Genomic DNA, 14,879 nt, shown 5'->3' on the forward strand with positions numbered 1-14,879 from the left:
GGCACGGCAGCCATTCGCGGAGCAGAGGCGGTCAGTCGCGGAGACGGCGGCCCTGCGCGTCGGTGCCGCCGTTCGCCAGCAGCACGATCCCGTCGACAATCGGCCAGACCGCCCCGACGCCGCAGGTGACCAGCACGACCGCCAGCTGGCCGATGGCGAGACCGACATGGCCGGTGTAGAAGCGCCCGATCCCGAACGGCAGCACGATCTGCAGCACCCCGGCGGCGATCTTCGACTTCGGCGAGTACGGCGCGACCGCGGCGGGCTGCTGGTACACGGGCACGAACGGCGGCGGGTCGAACCGCGGCGCCAGTGACTTCGGGTGCGGCGCGGGCAGGTCCTGGAACAGCGGCCGGAGTTCGCCGAGCGTCACGGCCTCGTACGCGGCGAGGACGCGGCCTTCGTACTCGTCGGGCGTGATCCTTCCCTGGCTGTAGTGATCGGCGAGCAGCCGTGCCGCCTCCTCGCGCTCGGCGGTGCCGACACGCATTTCGTCCGGGTCCGGTTGCTGGGACATGCTCCCAAGGTAGCCCGTTTCACACCTGCGACGCGTACGCGCGGCGATCCCCCGAACGGGTCGCGATCGTCCTAGAGTGTCCGTGTGTCACGGGCCGGCGGTACCGGAGTCGCCCAGGTGGTCGCCGCATACCTCGACCATCTGGTGGTCGAGCGCGGAACCGCGAGGAACACCCTCGACAGCTACTCCCGCGACCTGCGCCGGTACACCGCGTACCTCGGCGCCGCCGATGTCGAGCGCTTCAGCGACGTCACCTCGGCGCACATCACCTCGTTCGGCGCGGCGCTGCGCGAAGGCGACGAAGAGCATCGGCCGCTCGCCGCGTCGTCGGCGGCCCGCGCGCTGGTCGCGGTGCGGGGGCTGCACAAGTTCGCGCACGCCGACGGCATCACCGAGAACGACCCGGCCCGCGAGGTCCGCCCGCCCGCCGCGGCCAAACGGCTGCCCAAGGCGCTGCCGGTGGGCGACGTGCTGAAACTGCTGGAAACCCCACCGCCCGAGGGCGAACGCCCGCTGCGGGACCGGGCACTGCTGGAACTGCTCTACTCCACCGGCGCGCGGATCTCCGAGGCCGTCGGGCTCGACGTCGACGACATCGACGACGCCGAACGCACCGTGCTGCTCGACGGCAAAGGCGGCAAACAGCGCATCGTGCCGATCGGCCGTCCCGCGCTGGAAGCGGTGCACGCGTACCTCGTCCGCGCGCGGCCGGCGCTCGCCACCCACGGCCGGGGTACGCCGGCGATGTTCCTGAACGCCCGCGGCTCCAGGCTTTCCCGGCAGAGCGCGTGGCAGGTTCTCAAGGACACCGCGGAATCCGCGGGGATCACGGCGGGCGTCTCCCCGCACACGCTGCGCCATTCCTTCGCCACGCACCTTCTCGAAGGCGGCGCCGACGTCCGCGTCGTGCAGGAACTCCTCGGTCACGCTTCGGTGACCACCACCCAGGTGTACACGCTGGTCACGGTCAACACGCTCCGCGAGGTTTACGCCACAGCACATCCCCGCGCGCTGGGCTAATCGACCCGGTCGGTCCCGGCGTGCCTCGTTGGCTCGACTCCCGGATCGCGCATAGGCTGCCGAGGATCCTGCCGAAGAGGAGCTTTCGCGTTATGTCGACACCGAACGAGCCGGCGAAGCCGTCCGCGTCCGCCGGTTCGGCTGCCGCGAGCCTCAGCCAGGTGACCATCGCAACCCCCGCCGAACACGACGGCGACGAACCGTCGGAGGACACGATCTCTTCCCGCGGCCGCAAGGCCAAGCGCGCCAAAGAAACCAAGCAGCAAGAACTCGAGAGGGACGGGATCGGCCCCACGGGCCGTCCGTACCGCGAGATCCCCGATCCGCCGCCGTTGGACCGGCACGGTCCCGCACTGGTGATGGCCATGTGCAACCAGAAGGGCGGGGTCGGCAAGACCACCTCGACCATCAACCTCGGCGCGGCGCTGGCCGAATGCGGCCGCCGGGTGCTGCTGGTCGACTTCGACCCACAGGGCGCGCTCTCGGTCGGCCTCGGCATTCAGCCGCACGAGCTGGACCAGACGGTCTACAACGTCATCATGGAGCGCTCGGTCGCCATCACCGACGTCATCCGGAAGACCAGGGTGGACGGCGTCGACCTGCTGCCGAGCAACATCGACCTGTCCGCGGCCGAGGTCCAGTTGGTCGCAGAGGTAGGGCGCGAACACACTTTGTTACGGGTCCTTCGTCCGGTCATGAACGACTACGACTATGTTCTTGTCGACTGCCAGCCCTCGCTAGGCCTGCTGACGGTGAACGCACTGACCGCCGCGGACGGTGTGATCATCCCGCTGGAGTGCGAGTTCTTCAGTCTGCGAGGCGTAGCGCTCCTGATCGACACCATCGAGAAGGTGCAGGAACGCCTCAACCCCAAACTGGACATCACCGGGATTCTCGCCACCATGTACGACCCGAGAACCCTGCACTCGAAGGAGGTCATGGCGAGAGTGGTGGAGGCATTCGGCGACACCGTGTTCGACACGGTGATCAACCGCACCGTGCGGTTCCCCGAGACGACGGTCGCGGGCGAGCCGATCACGACCTGGGCTCCCAAATCAGCGGGCGCGGCGGCCTATCGCGCGCTTGCCCGTGAGGTGATCGCTCGGTGAGCAGGCGAGCTTCCCTGCCCGGAGCGTCCGAACTTTTCAGGATCACCTCCAGCCCCGCCCTCGATCTCCCGCCCGCGCCCGAGCAGCCCGCCCCCTCGAAGGGGAACGGCAACGGGAACGGTTCCGGGAACGAGACGGGGAACGCGCACAAGGAACAGCTGGCCCGTGCCGCGCGCAGCGGGTCGGGGCGGACCAAACACGACGCGAAGATCACCGTCTACGTCTCCGGCGACGAACTGCTGGCGATGGAGCAGGCCAGGCTCAACCTCCGGGCGAAGCACGGTCTCGTCCTCGATCGCGGCAGGCTGGTCCGCGAGGCGGTGGCCGTGCTGCTGGCCGACTTCGACGCGGCGGGCGAGGACTCGGTCCTCGTCCAGCGTCTGCGGGCGGGCAGCGAGGACGGAAAAGAGACCGAGAGCTGATGGACGACCCGGCCGCGGCTGCTCCCAGCGGCTCAGAGCCGGTCGAGCGGACAGAGGCAGACGAGACCCCCGCCGTGCACGAGACCGTGCACGGCGGGATGGTCCCCGAAGGACTGGCCAGTGAAGAGCTGAGCACGTCCAAGTTCAAGGTGAACCTGTCGAACTTCCAGGGTCCCTTCGATCTGCTGCTCCAGCTGATCTCGCAGCACCAGCTCGACGTCACCGAAGTCGCGTTGCATCAGGTCACGGACGATTTCATCGCCTACACCCGTGCGCTCGGCACGGAGTGGAACCTCGACGAGACGACCGAGTTCCTGGTCATCGCGGCGACCCTGCTCGATCTCAAGGCGGCACGGTTGCTGCCCGCCGCCGAGGTGGAGAGCGAAGACGACCTCGCTCTGCTCGAAGCACGAGACCTGCTGTTCGCGCGCGTGCTGCAGTATCGCGCGTACAAGCAGGTCGCGGCGCTGTTCGGCGAGCTGGAGGCCGGCGCGCTGCGACGGTATCCGCGGTCGGTCGCGCTCGAAGAGCGGTTCATGGGTCTGCTGCCCGAGGTGATGCTCGGTGTCGACCCGGCGAAGTTCGCCGAGATCGCGGTCGCGGTCTTCAAACCGAAGCCGCCGCCGACGGTGTCGATCGCGCACATCCACATGGGCCGGGTCTCGGTGCGCGAACACGCCGCGCTGCTGCGGCTCAAGCTGGCGGAACTGGGCGAAGCGACCTTCGGTGAGCTGGTCGACGACTGCGAGCACACCGTCGAGATCGTGGCGCGGTTCCTCGCGCTGCTGGAGCTGTACCGGGAGGCCACGGTCCAGTTCGAGCAGCTGGAGGCGCTCGCCGAACTGCACGTGCGCTGGACCGGCGGGTCCGTGGAGGAGGCGTCGGTGGCGGCCGAACACGATCGCGCCGCCGCTGAGGACGAGGAGTACGGGTGAGCCCGGAGAACACCGAAGAGACCGATAAGACCGTGGAGACGCCGGAGACGGCCGAGGCCCCCGCCGTCGAGCCGGAGTCCGAGGCGGAGCCGCCTGCCGACGAGGGGCTCGTCGCGGCGGGCGACGGCGACTATCCCGACGTCACCTCCGACGAGGCGCTCGAAGCGGCCCTGGAGGCGTTGCTCCTGGTCGTCGACTCGCCGATCAACGAGGAATCCCTCGCCGACACGGTCGGCCAGCCCGTGTCGCGGGTGACCGTGGCGCTGCGCACGATGGCGCAGAAGTTCACCGAGCGGACCAGCGGAATCGACCTGCGCCGAGTCGGCGAAGGGTGGCGGTTCTACACTAGGGACGTCTATGCCCCGTTCGTGGAGAAGCTTCTGCTCGACGGCCAGCGTTCCAAGCTGACGCGAGCCGCACTGGAGAGCCTCGCCGTGATCGCCTATCGGCAGCCGGTGACCAGGGCCAGGGTCGCCGCCGTCCGAGGGGTGAACGTGGACGGGGTGATCAGGACGCTGCTGGCGCGCGGCCTGATCGAGGAGATGGGGACCGACCCCGAAACCACAGGCACGCTGTACGTGACGACCGAGCTGTTCCTGGAGCGACTGGGCCTCTCGTCCCTGGCCGACCTTCCGCCCATCGCTCCGTTGCTACCCGAAGTGGACACCATCGATGACATCTGACCCGCATCCCGACGGCATTCGGCTGCAGAAGGTCCTTTCGCAGGCGGGCGTCGCCTCGCGGCGCGCGGCCGAGGACCTGATCGTGCGCGGTCGCGTGAGCGTGGACGGCAAGGTGGTCACCGAACTCGGCCGCCGGGTCGATCCGGACAACTCCGTGATCCACGTCGACGGCACCCGCGTCCAGGTCCGCGAGGACCTCGTCTACCTCCTGCTGAACAAGCCCAAGGGCGTGCACAGCACGATGAGCGACGACCGCGGCCGTCCGTGCGTCGGCGACTACCTGCGCGGCCGGTACGAGGAGACACCCGGCATCGTGCACGTCGGCAGGCTCGACGAGAACACCGAAGGCCTCCTGCTGCTCACCAACGACGGCGACCTCGGCCACCGGCTGATGCACCCGTCGTTCCGTGTGCTGAAGACCTACTTCGCCGAGGTCGAGGGCATCGTCCCGCGCGGGCTCGGCAAGGAGCTGCGGGCCGGTTTCGAGCTGCCGGACGGCATCGTCAAGGTCGACCAGTTCCGCGTCAAGGACATGCTGGCCGGGCGCACCCAGATCGAACTGGTCATCCACGAGGGCCGCAAGCACATCGTGCGGCGGCTGATGGCGGCCACCGGGCACCCGGTGCGCAAGCTGGTCCGGACCGCGCTCGGCGACGTCCAGCTCGGCGCCCAGCGCTCGGGCTCGATCCGGCGGCTGAACCGCGGCGAGGTCGGTTCGCTGTACCGCGCCGTCGATCTGTAAGACTTTCCGCTCTACTGCGCAGGTGATCACCGCGTTTAGCTCTCCCTGACGGGCTTTCAGCCGACGGGGAAGGGCTCAACGGTGAAAACAGTTGTGCTGGCAGGGATCTTGGCGGTCGCCGCGGCCGTGGTCGCGGCACCGCAGGCCGCGGCGAAACCGCGGGGCAGCGAACCGGTCTACGACTTCGCCAAGGCCGTCCGCGAGACGGCTTGGGTGGACATCGGGCTCGACGGCGATGGCGACGGCCGTTCGGACCGGGTCGCCGCGGACATCATCCGGCCGAAGGAACCGGCGGCGCAGGGCAAGAAGGTCCCGGTCATCATGGACGCGAGCCCGTACTACTCGTGCTGCGGACGGGGAAACGAGAGCGAGCTCAAGACCTACGACTCGGCGGGCAGGCCGGTCGGGTTCCCGCTCTACTACGACAACTTCTTCGTCCCGCGCGGGTACGCCGTGGTCCTGGTGGATCTGGCCGGTACCAACAAGTCCCGCGGCTGCACCGACGTCGGCGGGCCGTCGGACGTCAATTCGGCGCGCAAGGTCGTCGACTGGCTGAACGGCCGCGCGAACGGCTACACGACGGCGACCGGTCCGGCCAGGACGAACGCGACCTGGTCGACGGGCGCGGTCGGCATGATCGGGAAGTCCTACGACGGCACGGTGGCCAACGGCGTCGCCGCGACCGGCGTCGAGGGGCTCAAGACCATCGTGCCGATCGGCGCCATCAGCTCCTGGTACGACTACTACCGTTCCGACGGCGCGAACCTGCGCCAGGGGAGCCCGGCGGGGCTCGCGCAGACCGTCTCGCGGCGCAACGGCGGGCAGAACTGCGCTGCGGCGAATCAGAAGCTCACCGAGGGCGCGACCTCGAACGGTGACTACAACGCGTTCTGGCTCGACCGGGACCACGTGCAGAGCGCTTCGAAAGTGAAGGCCAGCGTGCTCGCTTCGCACGGCCTCGGTGACCTCAACGTCAAAACGATCAACTTCGGGCAGTGGTGGGAAGCGCTGAACGTCGAGCGCAAGATCTGGCTGACGCAGGCAGGCCACGTCGATCCGTTCGACTACCGGCGGTCGGCGTGGGTCGACACCCTGCACAAGTGGTTCGACCACTACCTGCTCGGCGTGGACAACGGTATCGAGAAGACCCCGGGCGCGAGTGTGGAACGCGAGCCCGACGTCTGGGTGGACCAGCCGGCGTGGCCCGCGGGCAGCGCCGTCACCCTGCGCCCCGCGGCCGGGAGCACGCCGGGTGTCGGCACGCTCGGTACGACCGCTGGGACGGGCACGGTGTCGTTCACGGACTCGTCGGGCCAGTCCTCGAACAGTTGGGCCGCGAGGCCGACGGAGACCGCGAGCGGGCGCGTGCTGTTCAGCACCGGCGCGCTCGCGAAGGACCTGCACGTCTCCGGGACGGCGAAGGTGACCGTGACCGCGACGCCGTCGACGCCCACCGCGCGGCTCTCGGCGGTCCTGGTCGACTACGGCCCGGCGACGATCCGGAACTACACCGGGCCGAAGGAAGGCATCAAGAACGAGCTGACCCAGTCGTGCTGGGGCGCGAGCGCGCCCGGGAACGACGCCTGCTACCTGGACACGAGCACCGACGCGGTCTCGGTGGGGCTGAACATCATCAGCCGCGGGTGGGCGGATCTGGCCAACCACCGTTCGCTGAGCCAGGAATCGCCGCTGACGCCGGGGCAGCCGTACACGATGACCTTCCGGCTGGCGAGTACGGACCATGTCGTGCCGGCGGGGCATCAGCTCGCGCTGATCATCGGCGGGACGGACGGCTCGTTCATCTCCGGTCCGGCGCAGTACCCGAAGATCACGGTGGACCTGGGCAAGACCTCGCTGGCGCTGCCTGTCGCGGGCGCGGGACCGTCGGCGGTTCCGGCTCCGCTTCCGGCGGCTCCGGCGCAGATCGCTCCGGCGACCGTATCGGGGCTCGAACGCGGCTAGGCCTTGATGCCGAACGGTCCGTTTCTGGCGAATTCCGCGAGGAACGGACCGTTCGCGGCGTCAACGCCCGGCGGTCACCATCCACACCCCGCCGGGGATCCGCACTCCCCGCGGAGTCTCGAATTCGCCGAGTGCCTCCCGGACCCGGTCACGGAGGCTCGCGACGGAGGCCGTGCCCACATCGCGCAGGTTGTGCCGGATGGGGGCCATCGAGAAGACGAAATCCGTCGCGTCGCGGGTGTCCGCCCCGAAGCCCATTTCCGCGTCCACCGGGCTGATGTCGATGTCGCGGAAGCCCGCCGCCGTGAGCACTTCGGTGATCCGGTCGGACGCGAGCAGTGAACCCATCCCGCGTGCGGCGGGGGAGGGCTCGCGGAGGTAGGGCGCGAGCGCCGCCGTCGCGCGGGCGTAGGCGCTGTCGACGTCGCCGGACCGTGGTCCCACGAAGGCCAGCCGCCCGTCCGGGGCCATCGCTTCGCGAAGATGCGTGAACGCCGCGACCAGGTCGGCGAAGAACATCACGCCACCCCGGCTGATGACGACGTCGAAGCCGGGCCCGTCGAACGGGTGCACCTGCGCGTCGCCCTGCTTGAACGCGATGTTGGTGATTCCCTCCGCCGCCGCGTCCAGACGAGCCCTTTCCAGCTGTGGGGCCGAAAGGTCGATACCCAGAGCGTGCCCGCTTCCGGCCTTCTTCGCGGATATCCGGGTCGTGAGCCCGGTGCCGCAGCCCACGTCCAGGACGGCGTGGCCGTCACGGATGTCCGCCGCGGCGAAAAGCGGCGCGTCGAAGGCTTCCATCATCCCGTTGTAGCGGTCCGGACGATCCGCCCAGAGCCTGCCTTCCCAGCCGTTCCACGCCTCGGCCTGTTGCTGATTGACGATCGCCGTCATCCGGCCACCCCATCCCGTCGTTACTAGAGTTGGACTCTAGTGGTTAACTCTAGAGATAGACTCCAGTCATGAGTGGTGTCAAGGGCGCCCGATCCGAGCGGGCCGCGGAAACCCGGCGGCGGATCATCACGGCCGCCACGGAGCTCTTCCTCGCCGACGGCTACGGCGCGACCACGCTTCAACAGGTCGCGGACCGGGCGGGAGTCGCGGTCCAGACCATCTACTTCACCTTCCGCAACAAGCCGGCGTTGCTGAAGGAACTGGTCGACGTCGCGATCGCCGGTGACGACGGTCCACTGGCGACGATGGAGCGGCCGTGGTTCGCGCGGGTGGTGGACGCGCCGGACGCGCGTGAGGCGCTCAACGCTCTGGTCGTGGGCTGCCGGGCCGTGCTCGAACGGGTCGCCGCCGTCACGGACATGGTCCGAACCGCGCTCGCGGCTCATCCCGAGCTGCGCGAATTGTGGCCGGAGCAAGAGGATCCGCGCCACGTCGTGCACGCGACGGCGGCGAAGGTCCTGATGGGGAAACCGGGCGCTGTCACCGGTCTCGACGCAGGCAAGGCGGCGGACGTCCTCTACGCGCTCCTGAGCCCGGAGCTGTTTCTGATCTTCACCCGGGACCGCGCCTGGCCGCTGGACGTGTGGGAGCGCTGGGCGGAGGACACGTTGGCCGCCCAGTTGCTCGAACAGGGCTAGGTGAACGCAAGGGACGGTCCTTCCTTGCGGAATTCGCAAGGAAGGACCGTCCCTGGCGTGGGGTTCAGCCGGTCTGGGAAGCGGCGGTCTTCGAGCCGAAGGGCTTACGCTGCAGCGCGCGGGCCACCGGTTCGACGATCCGCGCGGCCGTCGGGCCGAGGATCGCCATCAGGAGCACGTACGCCGTCGCGAGTGCGGCGAGTTCGCCGGTCACGGCGCCCGCCGCCACCGCCAGCCCGGCGATGACGATCGAGAACTCGCCTCGTGCGACCAACGCGGCCCCGGCACGGGCCCGGCCCATCTTCCCGATGCCTTGTCTCCGCGCGGCCCACCAGCCGGTGCCGACCTTCGTGAGCGTGGTCGCGACCGCCAGGACGACCGCCCAGCCGAGCACGGGCGGGATCGACGCGGGATTCGTGTTGAGGCCGAACACGACGAAGAACACGGCGGCGAAGAGGTCCCGCAGCGGTTCGAGCATGTGCGTCGCGTTCTCCGCCGTCGAACCCGAGATCGCGATGCCGAGCAGGAACGCGCCGACCGCGGCCGAAACCTGCATCGCCGAAGCCAGGCCGGCGACCAGCAGGGCCGCGCCGAGGACCTTGAGGAGGAACACCTCGCGGTCCGGGCTGTCCACCGCCGCGGAGACGTACCGGCCGAACTTCAGCGCGATCACCAGGACGACGGTGATGACCATCAGCGAGATCCCGACCGCCTTCAGGCCGCCGAGGAAGCTGACCCCGCCGAGCACCGCGGTGAGGATCGGCAGGTACAGCGCCATCACCAGGTCCTCGAACACCAGGATCGACAGCACCACCGGGGTTTCCCGGTTACCGAGCCTTCCCAGGTCGCCGAGGACCTTCGCGATGATCCCGGACGACGAGATGTAGGTGACGCCCGCCATCACGATCGCGCCGATCGGCCCCCAGCCGAGGATGAGCGCGACGATCGCGCCGGGCGCGGCGTTGAGCACGATGTCCACGAGACCCGCCACCCACGAGCGTTTCAGCCCGGTGAACAGCTCGGCCGCCGAGTACTCCAGGCCCAGCAGGAGCAGCAGGAGGACGACGCCGATCTCGCTGGCGAGGTGGGTGAAGTCGCCGATGTCGCCGAGCGGGATGAGCCCGCCCTGCCCGAAGCACAGGCCACCGATCAGGTACAGCGGGATCGGGGACATCCCGATCTTCCCGGCGAGACGGCCCAACGCGCCCAGCCCGAAGAAGACCGCCCCGAGTTCGATCAGGGACAGTGCGGTGTGATCCATCCGCGATCAGCCGTACTTCAAGATCTTGACGGCGGCCTCGAGACCTTCGGAGGTGCCGACCGCGACGAGGACGTCGCCCGCGGTGAGATTGAAGTCCGGCGTGGGGGAGGGGTGGACCTGCCCGGCCCGCATCACCGCGACGACCGAGACGCTCGTGCGCGACCGCATGGCCGTGTCACCGAGCGTCCGGCCGTCGAACGGCGACGACGCCTTGACCGGTAGCTGCTTGGTGTTGATGCCGGGCAGGTCCCGGTGCTCTTCGGTGAGCTGGGCGACCAGCTGGGGCGCGCCGAGCAGGTTGCCCAGCGCGCCCGCTTCGTCGGTGGTGAGCGGAAGTGAGGCGAGGCAGGCGTCGGGATCGTCCGTTTTGGACACGATCAGCTCGACGTGCCCGTCGCGATGGGTCACCACGCCTACGCGGCGGCCGTTGCGGGTGGCGAAGTCCTTGCGGACGCCTATTCCGGGGAGCGGGGTCACTTCGACGTTCACGATGTCAACAGTAACTCACCGTTCGTTCCGCTTCGGGCGGATCAGGAACAGCGCCGAGATCCCGAGCATCAGGGCACATGTCGCGCCGTGGATGCCGAGGGCGGCGCCAACGGATCCGTTGTGGGTCAACACGATCAGCATGTCGCCGAACGGGATGAAGGCCATCGCGAGCATCGCCCAGCCCAGTGCGCGGGCGTTCCGGAACAGGAGCAGCGCGAGCACCACGAGCGCCGTACCGATGTCGCGGACGCCCTTGACGGCGAGGATCGGGTCGCCCTCCGACGGCATCACCGGCAGCCCGAATCCGCCCGTCTGGGTCGCCGGGAAGAACACGTAGCCGCTCCCGAAGTAGAGGACGAAGAGCACGAGGGCGGCGGACAGGACGTAAGCGATCTTGATTCTGGTCATGGTCTCCGACTCCAAGAGCTAGCGGTGCTAGGAACGAGACGGACACTAGCGCTAGCGCTGCTAGCTTGTCTAGCGGTGCTAGCATATTCGTATGGTCACCAATCCCCGGCGCGAGCGGGACCGCTCGCAACGTGAACAGCTGATCGTCACGACCGCCCGCGAGATCGCCGAAGAGGAGGGCTGGGACGCGGTCACCACGCGACGGCTGGCGGCGAAGATCGAGTACAGCCAGCCCGTGCTCTACAGCCATTTCTCCGGCAAGGGGGCGATCATGGCGGCCGCGGCGCTCGAGGGCTGCACCGAAATGGCCGTCCACATGCGGAAAGGGGCCGGGGTGGCGGAGGGGCCGCGGGACGCGCTGCTGCGGCTGGCCGAGAACTACTTCGACTTCGCCGACCGCAAACCCGCGCTGTACGACGCGATCTTCACCCTCGCCAGTGAACTGAGTTTCGCCAGCCCGGACAGTCCGGCGCCGCTGAAGGACGCGTTCGGCGCGCTGTTCGAAGTCGTGGGCCTGGTCGCCGGCGAATACGACCCGGCCCTCTACACCGAGACCTTCTGGGCGGCTTTGCACGGCCTGGTCACTCTCGAGCGCAGCCGGCGGCTTCCGGCGCCCGCGCGCGCGGAACGGATCGGCATGCTCGTCGACCGGTTCGCCGTGGGCGGCTGAGGCGTGTCGCGCGCCACCAGGCAGAATGGTCGTCGATCAGATGAGCGACGAATGAGCTGAGGAGAGTTTCGGTGACGGGAGCCCTGCGTGGTGTGGTCGCGATGGACGGCCCGTCCGGAACCGGGAAATCCACGGTTTCGCGGAAGCTCGCGACGAAGCTCGGCGCCGGCTACCTCGACACCGGCGCGATGTACCGCATGGTCACCCTCGCCGTCCTGCGCGCCGGCACCGACCTGACCGACGCGGACGCGATCGCCGACGTCGCCCGGAAGGCCGAATTCGGCATCGGCACCAGCCCTGACGAAGCGACCGTGACCCTGGCGGGTGAAGACGTCGCCGCCGAGATCCGCGGCGCGGACGTCACCACCGCGGTCTCGCCGGTTTCGGCCGTCCCGGCGGTCCGCGAACTGCTGGTCACCCGGCAGCGCGAGATCATCGCCGAGGTGCTCGGCCGGGTCGGCGGCATCGTGGTCGAAGGCCGCGACATCGGCACCGTCGTCTCGCCGGACGCCCCGCTCAAGATCTTCCTCACCGCTTCGGCCGAGGTCCGCGCCGCGCGTCGCAGCGCGCAGGACTCCGCGGCCGGTCGCGAGTCCACCCATGCCGTCGCGAAGGCGGCGGTGGAACGGCGCGACCATCTGGACTCCACGCGGGCGGCGTCGCCCCTGCGCGCGGCCGAAGACGCCGTCGAGGTGGACACTTCGGCGCTCAACATCGACCAGGTGATCGTCGCGCTGGCGGAACTGGCACTGCAGCGCGGGCTCCTCGAAGGCTGCCCCGCCGAGGCCGCCAGGTGAGCGCGAAGGGACTGCCCGAAGGCGCGAGCGGCCCGATCCACACCTTCGGCAGGGGGATCTCGAAGTTCATCGTCCGGCCCGCCTTCCGGGTCCGGGTCCACGGTGGCGAGCGGGTGCCGCCGTCGGGTCCGGTGGTGTTCATCGCCAACCACAGCTCGATGGTGGAACCGCAGCTGCTGTTCGGAATGTTGTCGCGCCGCACGGCGTTCCTGGTCAAGGAGGAACTCTTCCGGGGGTTCGTCGGCTGGTTCTTCCCGAAACTGGGCCAGATCCCGGTGAAACGGGGTGCGGTGGACCGCAAACCGCTGATGATGGCGGTCAAGGTGCTCGAGGACGGCGGTGCGGTGGGGATCTTCCCCGAAGGCACCCGCGGCCTCGGTGACGCCGAAAACTTCGAGCGCGGCGCGGCCTTCCTGGTCCGCGCCGGGAACGCGACCGTGGTTCCGGTCGCCACTCGGGGGACGTACAAACCCGCCGGCGCCAAGAGGCGTTGGCGGCCACGCGTCGACATCATGGTCGGCGAACCTTTCACTCCCGCGATCGGGAAGGGAAGGACAGGGCTGGAGGAGGGAACCGAGCGGCTTCGCATCGCGCTCGCGGACCTCGTGAAGGCACTGGACGAATGGCGCTTGGAGCACGGGCTCCAAGACACGCGACAGGATTGAGTAGATGACAGAGCTAGATGGAGTCGGCGAGATCGACGGCTCCTGGTCCGACGAGTCCGAATTCACCGCGCTCGACGCGCAGATCGCCGCGGGCGAGGCCGAGGAGGAGGCGCAGCTCGCGCAGCCGGTCCTCGCCGTCGTCGGCAGGCCGAACGTTGGCAAGTCGACCCTGGTCAACCGCATCCTCGGCCGCCGCGAGGCGGTCGTGCAGGACGTCCCCGGCGTGACCAGGGACCGTGTCGCCTACGACGCCTTCTGGGCGGGCCGCCGGTTCACGCTGGTGGACACGGGCGGCTGGGAGCCGGACGCGACCGGGCTGCAGGCCTCCGTCGCCGCGCAGGCCGAGATGGCGATGGCCACCGCCGACGCGGTGCTGCTGGTCATCGACGCCAGTGTCGGCGCGACGGCCACCGACGAGGCGGTCTCCAAGGTTTTGCGCCGGTCGAAGAAGCCGGTGCTGCTCGCCGCCAACAAGGTCGACGACGACCGTCTGCTCGCCGACACCGCGTCGCTGTGGTCGCTCGGCCTCGGCGAGCCGTACCCGGTCAGCGCGCTGCACGGGCGCAGCTCGGGCGACCTGCTCGACGCCATCGTCAAGGCGCTGCCGGAGATGCCGCGCGACGGTGACCGCGCCACCACCGGCCCGCGCCGCGTCGCGCTGGTCGGCAAGCCGAACGTGGGCAAGTCGAGCCTGCTCAACAAGCTGTCCGGCGAGGAGCGGTCCGTCGTGGACTCGGTCGCCGGCACCACCGTCGACCCGGTCGACTCGCTGGTCGAGCTGGACGGCGAGACCTGGCGGTTCGTCGACACGGCGGGCCTGCGCAAGCGGGTCAACTCGGCCAACGGCGCGGAGTACTACGCGTCGCTGCGGACCAAGACCGCGATCGACGCGGCCGAGGTCGCGATCGTGCTGCTGGACGCCGCGGAACCGCTTTCCGAGCAGGACCTGCGGGTGCTGACCATGGTCGTCGAGGCGGGCCGCGCCTGTGTGCTCGCCTTCAACAAATGGGACCTCGTCGACGAGGACCGCCGTCACGCCATGGTCCGTGAACTGGACCGCGGCCTGGTGCGGGTGCCGTGGGCGGACAAGGTCAACATCTCGGCGCTCACCGGCCGCTCGGTGCGCAAGCTCGCGCCCGCGCTGCGGACCGCGCTGAAGTCGTGGGACCAGCGTGTCCCCACCGGCCAGCTGAACGGCTGGCTCGCGGACCTCATCGCCGCGACCCCGCCGCCGGTGCGCGGTGGCAAGCAGCCGAAGGTGCTGTTCGCGACCCAGGCCGGTATCCGGCCGCCGACGCTGGTCCTGTTCACCACCGGCTTCCTCGAGGCGGGCTACCGGCGGTTCATCGAACGGAAGTTCCGTGAGCGGTTCGGTTTCGAAGGCACACCCGTCCGGGTGAATGTCCGGGTCCGCGAAAAGAAGCAAAGGCCCAAGGCGGGCGGAAAAGCGGCCGGAAAGTCGGCGGGTAAACCGAAAGCGCGTTGATTTCTCACGATGTAGGTGAATAGTTCACTGGGTGGACACGCCGATGACCTCGGGTTTCGGCGTGTCCGCCGGTGAGGTTCGACACTCTGCCGAGACCCTCCCGAGATATGTCGTTCACCTG

Annotated in this window: 17 protein-coding genes; 12 read left to right on the top strand and 5 right to left on the bottom strand. The window is 69.2% G+C overall.

Annotated elements, in window-relative coordinates:
• Positions 1-31: 31 nt before the first annotated feature.
• Positions 32-517 (bottom strand): DUF1707 domain-containing protein, encoded by a 486-nt coding sequence (locus ACXIZN_RS07590; protein ID WP_457953246.1) that lies wholly within the window; start codon positions 515-517, stop codon positions 32-34.
• Positions 518-634: 117 nt separating this feature from the next.
• Here ACXIZN_RS07590 and xerD point away from each other — a divergent pair, with 117 nt between their 5' ends.
• The 7 genes from xerD (at position 635) to ACXIZN_RS07625 (ending at position 7,390) form a co-directional block, all read left to right on the top strand.
• Entirely contained in the window at positions 635-1,537 is a 903-nt protein-coding gene (xerD, locus tag ACXIZN_RS07595) for a site-specific tyrosine recombinase XerD (RefSeq protein ID WP_192742434.1), read from the top strand.
• A gap of 92 nt (positions 1,538-1,629) precedes the next feature.
• Entirely contained in the window at positions 1,630-2,646 is a 1,017-nt protein-coding gene (locus ACXIZN_RS07600) for a ParA family protein (protein ID WP_126736754.1), read from the top strand.
• Positions 2,643-3,068 (top strand): hypothetical protein, encoded by a 426-nt coding sequence (locus tag ACXIZN_RS07605; protein ID WP_034322300.1) that lies wholly within the window; start codon positions 2,643-2,645, stop codon positions 3,066-3,068. Before ACXIZN_RS07600 ends, ACXIZN_RS07605 begins: the two co-directional genes overlap by 4 nt.
• Positions 3,068-4,003 (top strand): segregation and condensation protein A, encoded by a 936-nt coding sequence (locus ACXIZN_RS07610; RefSeq protein ID WP_457953247.1) that lies wholly within the window; start codon positions 3,068-3,070, stop codon positions 4,001-4,003. The genes ACXIZN_RS07605 and ACXIZN_RS07610 overlap by 1 nt, the downstream gene beginning before the upstream one ends.
• Entirely contained in the window at positions 4,000-4,686 is a 687-nt protein-coding gene (scpB, locus tag ACXIZN_RS07615) for an SMC-Scp complex subunit ScpB (protein ID WP_457953248.1), read from the top strand. Before ACXIZN_RS07610 ends, scpB begins: the two co-directional genes overlap by 4 nt.
• Positions 4,676-5,428 (top strand): pseudouridine synthase, encoded by a 753-nt coding sequence (locus tag ACXIZN_RS07620; RefSeq protein ID WP_005153474.1) that lies wholly within the window; start codon positions 4,676-4,678, stop codon positions 5,426-5,428. The genes scpB and ACXIZN_RS07620 overlap by 11 nt, the downstream gene beginning before the upstream one ends.
• 93 nt (positions 5,429-5,521) lie before the next feature.
• Entirely contained in the window at positions 5,522-7,390 is a 1,869-nt protein-coding gene (locus ACXIZN_RS07625) for a Xaa-Pro dipeptidyl-peptidase (protein ID WP_457960473.1), read from the top strand.
• 60 nt (positions 7,391-7,450) lie between these two features.
• Here the strand turns inward: ACXIZN_RS07625 and ACXIZN_RS07630 are convergent, their stop codons facing one another.
• Positions 7,451-8,284 carry a class I SAM-dependent methyltransferase gene (locus ACXIZN_RS07630; protein WP_457953249.1) on the bottom strand — a complete coding sequence of 278 codons (834 nt, stop codon included), beginning with the start codon at positions 8,282-8,284 and terminating at the stop codon, positions 7,451-7,453.
• 68 nt (positions 8,285-8,352) lie between these two features.
• On the opposite strand from ACXIZN_RS07630, the gene ACXIZN_RS07635 reads away from it, so the two are divergent.
• Entirely contained in the window at positions 8,353-8,982 is a 630-nt protein-coding gene (locus tag ACXIZN_RS07635; protein ID WP_457953250.1) for a TetR/AcrR family transcriptional regulator, read from the top strand.
• Positions 8,983-9,046: 64 nt separating this feature from the next.
• On the opposite strand, the gene ACXIZN_RS07640 is transcribed toward ACXIZN_RS07635, so the two are convergent.
• Genes ACXIZN_RS07640 through ACXIZN_RS07650 form a run of 3 tightly spaced genes read right to left on the bottom strand, consistent with a single transcriptional unit; the run spans position 9,047 to position 11,140 of the window.
• Complete coding sequence (locus tag ACXIZN_RS07640) at positions 9,047-10,243, bottom strand: cation:proton antiporter (protein WP_457953251.1); 1,197 nt, start codon at positions 10,241-10,243, stop codon at positions 9,047-9,049.
• A 6-nt stretch (positions 10,244-10,249) separates the two neighbouring features.
• The gene (locus ACXIZN_RS07645; RefSeq protein WP_457953252.1) at positions 10,250-10,732 is read right to left on the bottom strand and encodes a cation:proton antiporter regulatory subunit; all 483 of its coding nucleotides are present in this window, start codon (positions 10,730-10,732) and stop codon (positions 10,250-10,252) included.
• A 15-nt stretch (positions 10,733-10,747) separates the two neighbouring features.
• Positions 10,748-11,140, bottom strand: coding sequence for a DUF4267 domain-containing protein (locus tag ACXIZN_RS07650; protein ID WP_457953253.1), 393 nt, complete (start codon positions 11,138-11,140; stop codon positions 10,748-10,750).
• A 91-nt stretch (positions 11,141-11,231) separates the two neighbouring features.
• Between ACXIZN_RS07650 and ACXIZN_RS07655 the strand changes: the two genes are divergently transcribed.
• The 4 genes from ACXIZN_RS07655 to der all read left to right on the top strand — a co-directional run bounded on the left by ACXIZN_RS07655 (position 11,232) and on the right by der (position 14,758).
• The gene (locus ACXIZN_RS07655; RefSeq protein ID WP_457953254.1) at positions 11,232-11,810 is read left to right on the top strand and encodes a TetR/AcrR family transcriptional regulator; all 579 of its coding nucleotides are present in this window, start codon (positions 11,232-11,234) and stop codon (positions 11,808-11,810) included.
• A gap of 92 nt (positions 11,811-11,902) precedes the next feature.
• Positions 11,903-12,607, top strand: coding sequence for a (d)CMP kinase (gene cmk, locus ACXIZN_RS07660; protein WP_457960474.1), 705 nt, complete (start codon positions 11,903-11,905; stop codon positions 12,605-12,607).
• The gene (locus tag ACXIZN_RS07665; RefSeq protein ID WP_457953255.1) at positions 12,604-13,272 is read left to right on the top strand and encodes a lysophospholipid acyltransferase family protein; all 669 of its coding nucleotides are present in this window, start codon (positions 12,604-12,606) and stop codon (positions 13,270-13,272) included. The genes cmk and ACXIZN_RS07665 overlap by 4 nt, the downstream gene beginning before the upstream one ends.
• A 4-nt stretch (positions 13,273-13,276) precedes the next feature.
• Positions 13,277-14,758 carry a ribosome biogenesis GTPase Der gene (gene der, locus ACXIZN_RS07670; protein ID WP_378437381.1) on the top strand — a complete coding sequence of 494 codons (1,482 nt, stop codon included), beginning with the start codon at positions 13,277-13,279 and terminating at the stop codon, positions 14,756-14,758.
• Positions 14,759-14,879: the final 121 nt, after the last annotated feature.

It is taken from the genome of Amycolatopsis sp. TRM77291, assembly GCF_054166285.1.